The organism is Paenibacillus sp. 01T431, assembly GCF_056398625.1.
Genome location: NZ_JBFTPT010000020.1, coordinates 25713 through 41068, shown reverse-complemented (window position 1 = coordinate 41068; position 15356 = coordinate 25713). Strand labels below are relative to the sequence as shown.

Below are 15356 nucleotides of genomic sequence, written 5' to 3'. Positions count from 1 at the left end.
GTGAGTATTTTATGACTAATAATATATATGAAAATGAAGCATGGTGGCAAGAAAATGGGTTTGATTGGGCAAATGAAGTTGATAAAAGAAGAGCCATGCAACCATTATATGGTATTCAAGAAGTTGTTTTGACCAGTATTTTTTCAAATATGCCAAAACAAACAAAGGTTTTGGAGTTTGGTGTGGGTTTCGGTAGGCATGCAGAATATTTAGATATGATCCCTAATGTTGAATTTTATGGTGTTGATCAAAGCCCAACTATGCTGGAGAGTTTAAAGGAACGTTTTCAAAGCCGTCAAGATTTAATTAACAGGATAACATTGATCGAACCGAGGTCGAAGTTACCATTTCCTGATAATTACTTTGATTTTGTATATACAGTTTCAGTGCTAATTCATATACAACCGGAACATTTAAGTGGGATACTAGCGGAATTGGTGCGTGTCTCAAAGCATGGTATTCTCCATTTTGAGAACAATTTCATACCAAACTCTACTCTGCAATTTCCTGATCATAACGGCTGTTGGCAGCATTCAATTATAAAAGAATATGAATTAATAGGACAATCATGCACGTTGATGACTAAAGTAGCAGATGAACAGGACTTATATTATACACAACTTACAGATATATGGCCTAAAGGTCATCTGGAAAATCAGGTTATGTTTTCAAGGCTTAAGCTAATGGATCAAAGGATTAGACCTAATATTTTAAAGTTTGAAGGTGAAGTAGGCTGGCGTACACAAGAATTAAAGATGCGTATTGAAAAAGAGTTTCAAATGACATCTGAATTAAATGAGTTTCAAGAAAGAGACATACAGAATACGAAAGAGAAAGAAGCTATCAATAAACGTATTTTAGAGCAAGAATTAAAAATTAATAATTTAATTGATGAGAATAACGAAAAAACTGTTATTTTGCAAAATAAGATTACAGAAGAAACTCAGTATAAAGAGGAAAATCTAGTATTACGTTCTCGAGTCATTTATCTTGAATCCCGGCTACACGAGATTGAGTCATCTCTTGCTTGGAGAATAATAAATAAACTTAGAAATATGGATCGTATCTATCGTTTAACAAAACCTTTGCGCAAAACACTTCATATTATAAGAAAATTAAAGAAAAATGATGTAGTTTCTGTAGACATAATACCTCAGAATATGATCCAAGAATCTAAAAATGATGAAATAAAGTATAAAGAATTGATTGGACTATTGTCAGCAGTTCCTTATGAAAAAAACATTTCTATTCATCAGCCAGAGTGGCTTGGGGTCACCAATTCTACAAATGAACTGTTTTCATTCGTAGTGCCGGTCAAAGAACTGCATGATAGCAAAGAAATTAAATATATTGCTTCACTAATCAATAATAGAAAACCCCTTAGTATTACCTTTAGTGGTTTTGCAATTGGTTATTTTCAACTTGCTAAAATGTTGAAGGAATTAAATCCAAACTTATCATTAAAAATATTTTGGCATGGAAATACAACACATATGTATGAGGATTACTCTTGGTATAGGTATCAAGAAATAATTCAACTTGTAAATGAGGGTATAATTGACGCATGGGGTTTTGCTAAACAGAGTATGGCAACTTTATATGAACAGAAAGGATTTCCAAGTTTTTTTATACTAAATACAGTTAATCTAGATAAAAAAATACTACGTAAATCTATTCAAGTTGAAGATAAGATTGTTAGGATTGGTGTTTATGCATCTGGAAATACGTGGAATAAAAATGCTTTTACTCAAATAGCGGCAGCTGCGCTAATTGATAATGTTCAAGTAAATGCAATTCCATACACTTCAAGGATGAAAGAGTTTGCTCAGCAATTAAATATTGATTTTAAGGGTATTGAGAATGCTGTGCCGAGGGAAGAGTTATTAAACCAAATGATGACTAATGATATTAATCTGTATGTAACATTTTCCGAATGTGCTCCTTTGCTTGTCTTGGAAAGTTTAGACATGGGGGTTCCATGCCTTACAGGTCCAAATCATCATTACTTTCAAGGAAGTCCACTTGCAGATTATCTAATTGTTAGTTATCCTGATGACCCGGTAGAAATATCTAAGAAAATCCAGGTTGCTCTTCAAAACAAAGATGAAATAATTCGGTTATATCAAGAATGGAAAGTGGAAAATAATAGACTAGCGAAGCAGAGTATAGAGACGTTTCTTGGAGGAGAGCGTTGAAAAATGATTAAAACATATGTATTTGTTTCTTACGAACTTGCACCTATAAATGCAGGTGGCTGCGGTGTGTTTATTCATTATGCGATACAAGAATTATTAAAAAACAACAATAATCATATTATCTTATTATTAGATATGCCCAAGCATGAATGTGATCTTTATGAAAATAATTACAAACAAGATCTACCCAACTTTAACAATCTTACAATAGTTTGTCTTTCGCAGTTATTATTGGACGAGTCTGGCTGCGGTGAAGGATATGATAATGTTTTTTTGCAAAAAAGCTATCGTTTTTATAGAGGATTGGTAAAGTTAACTTCACTGTATTTAATTAACTATGTTGAATTTTTTGACTATGTTGGTATTGGTTATTTTTCTGTACGTGCAAAGCGTTTTGAAGGTGAATTTGCTCAAATAATTTTAACTATTAGGGCACATTGCACCATTGATCTCATGGATATGGAACAGATACCTAATGAATTAAATATACATAAACTTGAAATGTATCAAATGGAGAAAAGCTCGATACAAAATGCTGATTTTGTAATGGTGCCTTCTAAGGCATGGAGCAACCTTTATATGGAGCGTTACGGTGTTAGACTAGAAAATTTAATTGTCTCTCCTCCACCCGTAATACCTTGGAATGATATAGAATACAGTGTTAATGAAAAACAACAAGATGTTTTATTTTATGGACGTGTATTTCAATTAAAGGGTGTTGACATCCTTGTAGATGCTGCGGTTATGTTTATGTTGAAGAATGTAAGTAACCAATCTTTATTTTATATAGTTGGTTATGACGGTATGGACTTATCAGGTCAGCCCTATCGTAATCAATTGTTAGCACGAATTCCAGAAGAGCTTAGAAATCGATTTGTATTCACAGGACAATTGAATCATAAGGAACTAGAGAAGGTTATTCAAAACGTCAGATTTGCGGTTTTTCCTAATCGTATTGAGTCTTTTTGTTATAGTATTCATGAGTTATATTCATTGGGCATACCTATCATATCTAATAACATACCAGCGTTTAATGATTACTTTCATCATGAAAAGAATTCTTTGGTCTACAATAATACTTCACTTGATCTTGTTTCGAAAATGGAAACACTGTTTTTAAGTAGTGAGCTAAGAAGTAAACTTAGTTATCCTTATTCTGTTATAAACAATGGCACATTTAATAGAACATATGAATCTATTTTTGAGGAAAATAATGATGATTTGAATGCAGATAAAGTTAATAACTATAATTGGAAATGCTCTATTGTTTTATTAAAAGATGAAGGAAATGATATTAGTAATTATCTTTCACTTTTAAATCATCCTGATGTAGATCAAGAAAAATGTTACATTTTATCATTAGATCCACCAGGAATTCCCGTTTTGTTTCTTGGAGAAATTAGATTCGCCAAACGTTTCGATGGAAGTACTGATCATTTAATGTCGCTCATGCCATATGTTCTAACCTGTTACGAAGGTGATGTTATTGATCCATTATTCATTTCTGTTGCAAAAAGAATTTACTCAAAGTCTTCTGATCTTCGTTTTGTAGGATGCTATTACAGCGGAAATTCTAATATTTCACAGTTTGATTTGTATGAAAATCATAATTATTATCCTTATTCAAGATTGACTAGATCAATTGTAAGTATTGATGATTCATTGGCTAATCTTAGAGATGTCTTTGACAATCGAATGGGCAACTTGGGTGAGATGGAGTTGATAAATAAAAAAGGATATGTTATTCCAAGGGCATACATTGAGATTAGTTCAAAATTCCTTAATATAAATAAGGAGCAATCGGTCTATAAGCTGCACAGATCTACTAAAAACAAGACTTGGAACCCGAATATTCTTTATCCACTTATAAGACAAGCATCGGTTGCTGAAAGTGAGATCAAAGAAATATATATTAAAAATAATTTTAAAAGTTTCTATCATAAGTTAAAAAATAGAACTGATGGTATGGATGGATTAAAAGGAAGAATAGCTGTAAATGTTCTAAGAAAATTTTATGTTGTCGTAAAAAAACTTAGATCTAAAAGATAGCATTCTGGTGTAGGAAGTTGGTATGAAAAATAATGGAAGTTTGGTATGTAGAGTCAGCAAATTCTGAAGATAAAAATATGATGCCGGAAACTTTGGTTGAATGGTTAGATAGTCATGTGACCAAGGTTTTTTGTCATTCATCAGTAACAGATATTGGTGATTGGTTGAAAAGCAAATCAATATATAGATTTTCAGAAGATCAGGTTCCAGTAAATATTCAATTAGGAGAAGGCTTTGCTCGATCATTCTCATTGTCTAATTTAATTATAAAGGTACTAGGTGAGAAAAATACGGATTTAGTTAGGTCCGATCCAATTGTTTTATTTATTCATCAGGACGAGGTACTACCATACTTTATTTTGCAGCACATCTGGACACTAAACAAGCAACTTCATAATGTATTCGTTGTGACTTTACACAATAAGACACTATTAAATCAAATAGAATATCGATTTCCACAATATTGGCATAGGCAAATGGGAAAACAATGTATTTCATATTCACATGCTAATATAGCGTGGGATAAAGTAATATTAGATACATTGAATCAAAATGGATATAAAGAAGTTATTTATGTTAATCCAAATAATTCTGTAATTTTTGATTGGGAAGCAAGATTAATGGAAATCATCAAGGAGAAACAAGCACATTCATCTAGGTTTCCTGTTAGTAGCAGCATGCCTTTAAGGACAATATCTAGTATGGATAACAACGAATGCGAACTTTTAACAGTCATTATTCCATTTTATAACCTTGGATGCTTATTAACTGAGACAATTGAATGTGTTTTAAAGAGTACATATTCAACGATTGAGATTATTATTGTTAACGATGGAAGCAATGACTCAGAAAGTTTAAAGGTATTAAATGATCTTAGAAATTTTAATAGTGTAGTAAAAGTAATCGATATTGAAAATCAGGGTTTAGCAAATGCACGTAACATAGGTGCACAGGCTGCTACTGGTAAATATATAGCGTTTCTTGATGCAGATGACATTATTCATCCTAGTTATTATACTAGATGCATTCAAATTTTAAATTATTATGAAAATATTTCTTTTGTATACTCCTGGGTTAAATTCTTCGGTTTAAAAGATGATGTTTGGGTGACATTTAATACAGAGTTTCCTTACTTATTAATGTCTAATATGCTAAGTGCATTCGCTGTTATTCGAAGAGAAGACTTTTTGAAATATGGGTTGAATAAACTCGAAATGGATAGAGGTATGGAGGATTACGAATCATGGATATCTATGTGTGAAAATGGTTGCGCGGGAGTAAGTATTCCCGAACAGCTTGTATTTTATCGTATCAGAAGTGAGTCGATGTCTAGGAAATTTAACCGTAAAATAGTGAATGAATTGTACTCAAAAATCAGTAGTTTCCATAATGAAAGCTATGAGAAATACGGCAAGGAATTATTCAATCTGAATTATGCAAACGGACCAGGTTATTTGTGGAATAATCCTACAATATCATACCCTCAAGTTGGATACGTCTCTGAAGAAGGGGAAATTACAAGTGCAAACAATCTTAAATATGAACTTATCCGTATGGCAAACTCAAAAAAAGGGAGATTAATAATTAAATGGTTGATTAAATTGAAAGTAAATAAATGGTTTAAATAGCGGAGTTAGGAATGTGATTACATTGTTGAAAAAAATAGCAGTGATTTTATTGTCAATTTCTTTTTCTTATTCATATTCAAAACTATTCATTGAAATGCATAATGAGTCTGTCTTTAAACATATTTTTATCTATTCTTATTTATTTTTGTTTGGTTTAGTAACCATAACTTACTTACTGAAAAAAAACAGGATGAAGCTTGTCTTATTTAATAAGAAAATAAAAATAATAATAGCTATGTCTTGTTTATTAATAAGTTCAATAGTGATATTGAAAATACCAGTTGATATGAATAATGAATATGGTATTACCCATATTACTGTCAATGCAATAGGAGAAATGAATCCAGACTCAAAAGGTTCTGAGGTTTGGCTTACTCAGCTGGAAATTGATGGACAAATTTTCGTTTTAAGTACCCTAGATTTGCAAGGTAATTGGATAGTGAAAGACAAAGCAATAGTATCCCAAGGAACTGGTGAACCTTTGATATTAAAAATATCAGCAAAAAAGAGTATTCATTTAGAATTTGGAACGCATGCTTGGTCTGGTAAGGTTCTAGTTTCGCACAATAATACCGAACAAAAAGTGGATTTATACTCTCCCGAAAGTGGAAAAAAAGAAGTTCTAATACAGCCAATTGGTAAAAAAATCAATATGTTATCTCGTATTTTAATTATTTCTACATTTACTATAGTACTATCATTAATAATATTATTTCTTTCACTAATAATAAATAAGCGATTGAAAAGATACATAAACAAATTTAGGGGTTGAAAAAAATGAGAGTAGCTGTCACTGGTGGCTGTGGTTTTATTGGATCTCATTTGGTAGATTCATTAATTGAGAATGGACATGAAGTACTTGTAATCGATAATCTATCTACTGGAATTTTGGAGAATTTAAATCGTGATGCACTGTTTGTACATACAGATATAACTTCCGAACTGTCTAAAGAAGCACTGAATAACTTTCAACCAGAAGTAGTTTATCATCATGCTGCTCAAGTTAGTGTAATGCAGTCAATGAATGATCCATTGGCGGATGCCAATTGTAATATTATAAACACTCTCACTCTTCTTGAACACTGTAAAAAAGCAAATGTAAAAAAAATAGTATATGCCTCATCTGCAGCAGTTTATGGAAATCCACAATATCTGCCTATAAACGAAGAGCATATACAACTTCCGATTTCATATTATGGTATTTCAAAATATACACCGGAGCATTATATTCGAGTTTTTTGTGCTAATAATAAAATGAAATTCACTATACTTAGATATGCAAATGTTTATGGTGATCGTCAGGACGGTAAAGGTGAAGGAGGAGTTGTTTCTGTCTTCTTAGAGGCTTTAAATTCTGGTTGTGGTATAACTATTCATGGGACGGGGAAGCAGTCGAGAGATTTTATATTTGTAAAGGATATAGTTAGTGCAAATCTCACTGTTTTGAATCAAGGACATGACCAAATTTTCAATGTAAGTACGGGGCAACCTACCAGTATTAATGAATTATTTGAGATTATCACAAAATATTTAAATATAAATATAAGTCCAGAGTACATATCTGGTCGTGAAGGTGATATCGATCATAGCTATCTTGATAATACAATGATTACAAGTGCGACAACATGGAGATCATTATTTACTCTTGAGCAAGGTATAAATTACATAATTAATAAATCAAATGCTACAAGAAAAGTAGCGAAATAGAGAGGTAATAAATGAAGAAAATTCAAACTATTATTACAGGTATTATAATAGCATGTATTATGAACTTTTTTCTTTTCAATTTGTTTTATGTGGACTTGAAGGGGAAAACGGAGTATAGCATATTTATTTATTTTCTGATTTCTTTGTTACTAATGACAATTGGATTTTACATGTTTAGATATACAATTTCTAGATTAAAAGTAATGGATAAAAAAAGTGTAATAATTTTGATTTTAGCCAGCTTGTTATTTAGCACACTTCTCATTATTTCCGTGCCAATAAAACATTTGTCTTTAGCGCAGAATACATCTTTAGAAATAAAAGTGCTTGGTGAGAAAAATGCTTCTTCTTCTGGTAATGAGGTGTGGGTCAATGGACTTTATATTGATGATAACAAAGTGGATTGGAACAATGTAGCTTTTAGTGAAGGGTGGATATTAAAAGACAATATAGTACCTTTTTCTTATCAAAATGGTGAAACAATAAAATGGGAAGGAAAAATTAAAAAAAATATAAAAATTGAATTTGTTAATCATGCTTGGTCAGGGAAAGTGGAAGTATTTACTAATGGGAAATCTGAAATTGTTGATTTATATAATAGCGAAGGAATTACCAATAAATTTCAATACGATGTTAATCCTTCATATATTTTTATTATGTTTAGTTATTTAATTGATATTATTGCCTTATCACAAATGTTTTTTGTGCTTTTTTTGATATTAGAACGATATTCGATTATTTCAAAAGTGGAATATGTTAATAGAAAAAGAATCCTCTTTTATGTTATTCCTATTCTAACTGTTTATTCAATATATTTCATTTCGTTTTATCCTGCAAATATGAGTCCAGACTCTATGGATCAATGGGCACAAACTCATGGAGGTGTGTTTAACAACTGGCATCCTACTTATCATACGTTATTGCTATGGATATTTTATAGTATATGGTCGTCACCAGCGATTGTGTCTATATTCCAGATATTATTTATGTCATTAACATTTGGATACATATTATATTACCTAGAGAAGTTGGGATTAGATAGACGTCTGTGCTTGCTATTAATGATTATAATTGCTTTTAATCCTGTAAATGGAATGATGTCTATTACTTTATGGAAAGATATTCCTTTTGCGGTTATGTCTCTAATTCTTGTTGTTATGTTATTTAAAGTATATAAAAGTAACTATGCATGGTTTTATGTAAAAAGGAATTTAATATTCTTTGTTTTTGTTCTAATTAATGTAGGTTTGTTAAGGCATAACGGAATTGTCACAGTAATTGGTGTATCTATTGTTCTATTAGCTTTATATTTGAAACAATTCAAAAAAAATATTCTGATTATCTCTATCGTATTTATTAGTATTATTTTGGTCAAAGGACCAATCTTTCAGTTATTAAATGTAGTACCAGCACCTCCGCACTTTACCTTAGCTTTTCAACTACATCAAGTTGGAACCATGYTTCATAAAAATGTTCAATTAGATTCTAATGCCAAAAAGTATTTCGAGGAAATTTTACCAATTGAAAAATGGAAAGGAGAGGATAATGTCTATGTCTATTCGAAATACTCTGCGAATTATCTATTATTTCATCCAAGTATGAATCCGCAAAATATAATAGATGATAAAATATTATTTATAAAAAATTGGATGATGCTTGTAATAAGTAACCCGTCTATTGCATTTGATGATTGGAGATCTATAACATCCCTTGTATGGAGAATAAGTCAGCCACCAGACGGTTACCTTTATACTGTCCCAAGAGAAATTATAACTAATGATTTTGGATTAATTCAAACGAATGTTATTCCTGATTTTAAAAATAGTATTTTGAAAATTGTAAATGCTACTGAAAAGCATAATATTAACTGGTTATTTTGGAGACCTGCAATGTTTCTATTTATAATCTTATTGTTTGGATTTGTATTCATGAATAGGAACAAAGATCTGAAAGCGATTATAGTGATTTCACCTGTATTATTTGAGGCTGCTGGCTTATTAATATCAACACCAGCGCAGGATGCAAGATATTTTTATTCTGTTACTTTAATAGCACCTATTATAATTGGCTTATCTTTTATTAAGATTAGAAAATGCAAAAATGATGAAATACTAAGATAATTGAGGGAATTAATAATGACATATGTATTGCTTATTCTTGCGTTGATATTTAACTTATTAGCTCAATCATTTTTAAAGCAGGCAGTATTACAAATAAAAGTAGATGCTTTAAGTATTCAATTTTTCACTAAGATAATTGCTTCTCCACAGATCTGGGGTGGAGCAATTTTTTATGGTATTAGTTTTTTATTTTATATTATGGCACTATCTAGAGGGGAACTTAGTAGGATCTCTCCAGTATCTCAAGCTCTCACAACTGTAGGGGTTGTGCTGATATCTGTCATTTTATTTAATGAACCTCTAACGGCAATGAAGATTTTAGGGTTGCTTCTACTTATAGCTGGTACAATAATTCTTTTTTTATAAACAAGAGGGGTTCTTATGAAAAGTATTAAATATGATTATGTTATAATCGGTGCTGGTATTTATGGATTATACGCTGCAAAATATTTAGGTGAGAAAGGACTTCATGTTGCATTAATTGAGATGGATTCTGAACCCTTACAAAGGGCAAGTTATATTAATCAAGCTAGAGTTCATAATGGGTATCACTACCCAAGAAGTGTCTCGACAGCATCTAAATCAGCACATTATTATCAACGATTTAATAGAGAGTTTAGTTTTGGTATTCACAGTCAATTTAAAAAAATATATGCAATATCTAAGTATGATTCATTAACTAATGCGGAACAATTTTTAAAGTTTTGTATGCATGTTGGAATTCCAGCAGATGAGATTAACGCTGCGAAGTACTTTAATGAAGGTATAGTTGAAGCTGCATTCGAAACGGTTGAATACACTTATGATGCTAAAAAAATTAAAGAAAGATTTTTTGAAATATTAAAGACCTACAATAATGTCGATATGTATTTCAATACTCAAGTGAAAAATGTTGATAGTGACAACAATAATTACTATATTGTTATAAATGATGAATTAACAGTATTAACTCCGAAAGTTTTAAATGCAACTTATGCAAGCATAAATCAGATTTTAGATGTGTTTAATTTAGCTGCATTCAAAACAAAATATGAGTTGTGTGAGGTTATCTTAACAAAAGCGAACAAAGAACTTAATAATATAGGAATAACAGTAATGGATGGTCCGTTTTTCTCAATAATGCCTTTCGGTTTTTCAGGATATCATTCTCTTACATCGGTTAGTTATACACCACATGAAACTGCAAGTGGGCAGTTTCCAAAGTTTTCTTGTCAAAATCATAGAGTAGATTGTTCTGAGTTCTCTTTACAAAACTGTAATTCTTGTTTTATGAGTCCTGATACTGCATGGATGAGAATGAAACAACAAGCTCAAAAATATTTAAGTTCAAGGTTACAGTTTAATTATGAAAAATCATTGTTCTCGGTCAAAACAATATTGAACTCTGCTGAGCTTGATGACTCAAGACCAACAGTAATAAAAACATCATCAAACAAGCCATCTTTTATTTCTGTTTTGTCTGGTAAGTTTAACACAATTTATGATTTGGAGGATGTCTTGCTGTGAAAGAACAGGTATTTGTGTCTGTAGTGTTATATGTTCATAATGAACAAGATTTAATTAAAAAAGCATTGCTTAATATTGATAAGACCATGAGTAAGACATTCTACAACTATGAAATAATTGTAATTAATGACGCGAGCAACGATTTAACATTGCAAGAGATTAGGTCTGCTTCGGAAAATATAGAGTCCACTCTCATTGTACTAAATCTTGCACGTAAACATGGTATCGAGAAGGCAATGATGGCAGGTTTAATAAAATCTATGGGAGACTTTGTTTATGAATTAGAAGGCTCAAGTATAGATTTCAATTTTGAAAAAATTGTTGAAATGTATCAAACTGCATTAAAAGGATCAGACATTGTTGTGCTAACACCTTCCTTAAATCCATCCTGGACATCAAAGATGTTTTATAAATTAATAAATAAAATTTCTTATTTGAATCTTGACCTTACCACAGAAACTGCACGTCTGGTCTCAAGAAGAGCACTAAATGCTATGCTAAATTTAAAAGAAAAAGTGCGATATAGAAAGGCGTTATATTCATATACTGGATATTCCAAGAAAAGTATTCTTTATGCACCGAATAATAATGTTGCTGCTCAAGTTAAAAAGTTTAATAGTGAAAATATAGGTACAGCATTTGATATTATTGTCTCTTTTTCGAATTTAGGTCTTAAGTTTGCTCATTATTTATCTATAATCTTCTTTGTATTTAGTATGTTTATGGGGGGCTATGCCTTGTATAACTACATATTCAACGCGTATGTAGTACAAGGATGGACTACATTAATGATTTTAATAAGTGCAGGGTTTGCAGGGCTGTTTTTTATTGTTGGGATGCTAGGAGAATACATATCAAGAATTCTGATAGAGATACAAGATCGGCCAGCGTATACGACTAACTCAACAGAAGTAATTAAATCGAAAATAAGAAACGTGGATTTTATTAACAGTGAACTTGAGGTAGCAGTATCTAAACAGGAGGGGTAAATATGAAAACAGCACTTATTGGATTTACAGGTTTTGTAGGCACAACTCTTTTATCACAAACAACATTTGATGATTGTTATAATTCTAAGAATATCGACGAGATTAGAGGGAAGAATTATGATCTTGTTGTTTGTGCAGGTGCTCCGGCTGTAAAGTGGAAGGCAAATCAGCACCCAGAAGAAGATCTTGCTAATCTTAAAGGGTTAATGTCACATTTGAATACAATAACAGCCAATAAGTTTGTATTAATATCTACAGTAGATGTATATCAAAGACCACTTTCAGTTGATGAAGATACAAAGATATTTGAAGAAACGTTGGAGCCATATGGTAAACATCGTTTTGTCTTAGAGAATTTTGTACAAGACAAGTTTGAAGGAAGTAGTATTATTCGTTTACCAGGGCTTTTTGGGAATGGGCTTAAGAAAAATTTTATTTATGATTTGATTCATGATAATTGTCTGCATTTGACTCATTATAAAAGTGTGTTTCAATTCTATGATATGTCACGATTGTGGAAAGATTTGAGTATTGTTATAAGTAATGATCGTCCAATCATCAATTTTGCAACAGAACCGGTGTCAGCGGAAGAGATCGCTCAAAATTGTTTTAAAAGTGTATACACAAATGATAACGGTAAAGCACCTGTTAATTATGATATGCGAAGTAAGTATGCAGGTTTATTTGGACAATCAGGACCATATTTAAGTACTAAGGAAGAGGTTTTTTTACAAATAGAACAATTTGTTGCAAATGAAAGGGGAATAGAATGAAACTAGCGATATCCAATATAGCTTGGGACTCTCATGAAAACGATAAAATGATTCCATTACTTAAGAAGTTTGGAGTTAAAGGTATTGAAATTGCTCCAACAAAGCATTGGGATGAACCGGCAACAGCGAAAGAAACTGAAATAGCAAATTATAAAGAATTTTGGGTAAATCAAGGATTTACTCCCATTGCAATGCAATCTTTATTGTTTAACAAAAATCAGTTGTCCATTTTTGGTGATGTAAAGAAAGAGACAATGAATTATTTAGTATCTATTTTAACTCTAGCAAGTAAGTTAGGAATAAAAGCTGTAGTGTTTGGATCTCCAAAGAATCGTCTTATTGGCGGTTCTGATCGTGAAGAAAGATATGGAGAAGCTATCGATTTTTTTAGATTATTGGGAGAACGGGCGACTCAGCTAGGCGTACATCTTTGTATTGAACCTAATCCTGTAAAATACGGTTGCGATTTTATAACAACAACTTTAGAAGGATTAGATTTTGTTAAAAATGTAAAAAGTGATGGAGTGAAGCTTCATTTAGATACAGGTACAATGTTGTTAAATGAGGAAAAACCAGAACTATTAATTCCAGAGTGTCTTCCCTATTCGGGACACTTTCACATCAGTGATCCTTTTCTTAATATACCAGGGAGTTATAATCAAGGACATGAAGCCATTGCAGAAGTCCTACATGATTACAACTATCAGGGATGGGTGTCTATTGAAATGAAAAACGGTATTCTTAGAGACAATAGCGAGGCTTTATTACAAGCATTGGAATATGTAAATAGACACTATACTCAAATATGAGGGTGAGGATTTGTAAGTAATGGCGAATCGGTCAGATTGGATAGTTCCTAAACACGATGTGAAAGAATTTTCAAATAGAAAAAACTCATATTGTGTATGTATCCCTGTCATTAACGAAGGAGAAAAGATTCAGAAACAACTAACTAAAATAAAATCTTTTACGAATATAATAGATGTTATTATTTTAGACGGAGGAAGTACAGATGGTTCTTTAGAAGATGACTTCCTGATAAGTAACGGAATTAGATCAATCCTAACGAAGAGAGATAAAGGGAAATTAAGTGCTCAATTAAGAATGGGATTTGCATATGCTTTGGAACAAGGCTACGATGGGATTATTACTGTAGATGGCAATAACAAAGATAGTATTGATTCAATACCGTTGTTTATCGAACAATTAAAAAAAGGCTATGACTTTATTCAAGGTTCAAGGTATGTTCCTGGAGGGAGTGAGGTAAACACTCCACTTAGTAGAAAACTAGCGATAAAATTAATTCACGCTCCTTATCTATCACTTATTTCAGGGTTTAAATATACAGATACAACAAATGGATTTAGAGGACATTCAAGGAAGCTTCTTTTAGATCAAAGAGTCAAACCTTTTAGAGAAATCTTTGAAACTTATGAACTTCTAGCTTTTTTATCATACATATCTCCTAAAATTGGAATGAAAGTCATTGAAATACCAGTTAGCAGAGTATATCCGAAAGGTAAAATCCCAACAAAAATTAGTCCAATAAAAGGGAATATGTTATTGTTACGGACCCTAGGTAATCTCTTGTTAAGAAAATACGATGTTGAACAATAGAATAGGGAGGGGAATAATTGAAAGGAATCATTCTAGCAGGTGGAACTGGTTCACGCCTATTTCCCTTGACGAAAGTAACAAACAAGCACTTACTTCCAGTTGGACGTTACCCTATGATCTTCCACGCAATAGCTAAGTTAAAAGAAGCAGCTATTGAAGACATACTTATAGTAACAGGGAAAGAACATATGGGTGATGTTGTGAACCTTTTAGGAAGTGGTAAAGAGTTTGGGCTTTCTTTTACTTATAAGGTTCAGGATGAAGCAGGTGGGATAGCACAGGCGTTAGGTATGGCAGAACGATTCGTCAACAACGATCGAATGGTTGTCATTTTAGGTGATAATGTCTTTAGTAATTCAATCGTATCATTTGTTGAAGGGTTTGAAGAACAACAGTCTGGAGCAAAAATTCTCATACAAGAGGTGCCAGATCCACAGCGGTATGGTGTGCCGGAGCTTGCAGGAGAAAAGATTGTATCGATTGAGGAGAAACCCAAGAACCCTAAAAGTAATTATGCTGTAACCGGAATATATATGTACGATAGTCGTGTATTTGATATTATTCGTTCCTTAAAGCCGTCGAACCGGGGAGAATTAGAGATTACTGATGTTAACAATGCCTATATCACTTCCAATGAGCTGTCATATGATGTATTAAGTAACTGGTGGACGGACGCAGGGACTCATGTATCATATAGCAAGGCGAATGAACTTTCAAAGGACCTCATTTACGGTGACGAATTTGGAAGATTCAAATTGTAATAGGCGGTGAT

13 protein-coding genes are annotated in these 15356 nt (G+C 31.9%); all 13 read left to right on the top strand.

Translation table 11 applies throughout. The annotated features are described in order from the left end of the window. Nucleotides 1-11 precede the first annotated feature (11 nt). From AC1DM9_RS28695 to AC1DM9_RS28635, 13 genes are read left to right on the top strand one after another with little or no spacing between them, the layout of a single operon-like run. Nucleotides 12-2195: a methyltransferase domain-containing protein gene (locus AC1DM9_RS28695; RefSeq protein WP_477550998.1), complete on the top strand. Its 2184-nt coding sequence runs from the start codon at nucleotides 12-14 to the stop codon at nucleotides 2193-2195. Between the two features lie 3 nt (nucleotides 2196-2198). Continuing rightward, nucleotides 2199-4244, top strand: a complete 2046-nt coding sequence (locus AC1DM9_RS28690) for a glycosyltransferase family 4 protein (RefSeq protein WP_477583471.1) — start codon at nucleotides 2199-2201, stop codon at nucleotides 4242-4244. Between the two features lie 32 nt (nucleotides 4245-4276). Then, the gene (locus AC1DM9_RS28685; protein ID WP_477550996.1) at nucleotides 4277-5872 is read left to right on the top strand and encodes a glycosyltransferase family 2 protein; all 1596 of its coding nucleotides are present in this window, start codon (nucleotides 4277-4279) and stop codon (nucleotides 5870-5872) included. 13 nt (nucleotides 5873-5885) lie between these two features. Beyond that, nucleotides 5886-6644 carry a hypothetical protein gene (locus AC1DM9_RS28680; RefSeq protein ID WP_477550995.1) on the top strand — a complete coding sequence of 253 codons (759 nt, stop codon included), beginning with the start codon at nucleotides 5886-5888 and terminating at the stop codon, nucleotides 6642-6644. A gap of 5 nt (nucleotides 6645-6649) precedes the next feature. After that, nucleotides 6650-7579, top strand: coding sequence for an NAD-dependent epimerase/dehydratase family protein (locus tag AC1DM9_RS28675; protein ID WP_441876342.1), 930 nt, complete (start codon nucleotides 6650-6652; stop codon nucleotides 7577-7579). Between the two features lie 11 nt (nucleotides 7580-7590). Further along, nucleotides 7591-9699, top strand: coding sequence for a hypothetical protein (locus AC1DM9_RS28670; RefSeq protein WP_477583469.1), 2109 nt, complete (start codon nucleotides 7591-7593; stop codon nucleotides 9697-9699). A 15-nt stretch (nucleotides 9700-9714) separates the two neighbouring features. Then, nucleotides 9715-10065 (top strand): SMR family transporter, encoded by a 351-nt coding sequence (locus AC1DM9_RS28665; protein WP_477550993.1) that lies wholly within the window; start codon nucleotides 9715-9717, stop codon nucleotides 10063-10065. Between the two features lie 15 nt (nucleotides 10066-10080). Beyond that, entirely contained in the window at nucleotides 10081-11205 is a 1125-nt protein-coding gene (locus AC1DM9_RS28660; protein WP_477550992.1) for an FAD-dependent oxidoreductase, read from the top strand. Continuing rightward, nucleotides 11202-12194, top strand: coding sequence for a glycosyltransferase (locus AC1DM9_RS28655; RefSeq protein WP_477583467.1), 993 nt, complete (start codon nucleotides 11202-11204; stop codon nucleotides 12192-12194). Before AC1DM9_RS28660 ends, AC1DM9_RS28655 begins: the two co-directional genes overlap by 4 nt. A gap of 2 nt (nucleotides 12195-12196) precedes the next feature. Further along, nucleotides 12197-12967, top strand: coding sequence for a Rossmann-fold NAD(P)-binding domain-containing protein (locus AC1DM9_RS28650; RefSeq protein ID WP_477583465.1), 771 nt, complete (start codon nucleotides 12197-12199; stop codon nucleotides 12965-12967). Continuing rightward, nucleotides 12964-13776 carry a sugar phosphate isomerase/epimerase family protein gene (locus AC1DM9_RS28645; protein WP_441876363.1) on the top strand — a complete coding sequence of 271 codons (813 nt, stop codon included), beginning with the start codon at nucleotides 12964-12966 and terminating at the stop codon, nucleotides 13774-13776. The genes AC1DM9_RS28650 and AC1DM9_RS28645 overlap by 4 nt, the downstream gene beginning before the upstream one ends. 19 nt (nucleotides 13777-13795) lie before the next feature. Next, nucleotides 13796-14584 carry a glycosyltransferase family 2 protein gene (locus AC1DM9_RS28640; RefSeq protein WP_477550989.1) on the top strand — a complete coding sequence of 263 codons (789 nt, stop codon included), beginning with the start codon at nucleotides 13796-13798 and terminating at the stop codon, nucleotides 14582-14584. A 17-nt stretch (nucleotides 14585-14601) separates the two neighbouring features. Next, complete coding sequence (locus AC1DM9_RS28635) at nucleotides 14602-15345, top strand: sugar phosphate nucleotidyltransferase (RefSeq protein WP_477550988.1); 744 nt, start codon at nucleotides 14602-14604, stop codon at nucleotides 15343-15345. Nucleotides 15346-15356: the final 11 nt, after the last annotated feature.

Excerpts from the sequence above, each read along its gene's own strand:
- AC1DM9_RS28685 (WP_477550996.1), top strand. The coding sequence starts at position 4,277 with ATGGAAGTTTGGTATGTAGAGTCAGCAAATTCTGAAGATAAAAATATG.
- AC1DM9_RS28690 (WP_477583471.1), top strand. The coding sequence starts at position 2,199 with ATGATTAAAACATATGTATTTGTTTCTTACGAACTTGCACCTATAAAT.
- AC1DM9_RS28660 (WP_477550992.1), top strand. The coding sequence starts at position 10,081 with ATGAAAAGTATTAAATATGATTATGTTATAATCGGTGCTGGTATTTAT.
- AC1DM9_RS28695 (WP_477550998.1), top strand. The coding sequence starts at position 12 with ATGACTAATAATATATATGAAAATGAAGCATGGTGGCAAGAAAATGGG.
- AC1DM9_RS28640 (WP_477550989.1), top strand. The coding sequence starts at position 13,796 with ATGGCGAATCGGTCAGATTGGATAGTTCCTAAACACGATGTGAAAGAA.
- AC1DM9_RS28665 (WP_477550993.1), top strand. The coding sequence starts at position 9,715 with ATGACATATGTATTGCTTATTCTTGCGTTGATATTTAACTTATTAGCT.
- AC1DM9_RS28645 (WP_441876363.1), top strand. The coding sequence starts at position 12,964 with ATGAAACTAGCGATATCCAATATAGCTTGGGACTCTCATGAAAACGAT.
- AC1DM9_RS28675 (WP_441876342.1), top strand. The coding sequence starts at position 6,650 with ATGAGAGTAGCTGTCACTGGTGGCTGTGGTTTTATTGGATCTCATTTG.
- AC1DM9_RS28650 (WP_477583465.1), top strand. The coding sequence starts at position 12,197 with ATGAAAACAGCACTTATTGGATTTACAGGTTTTGTAGGCACAACTCTT.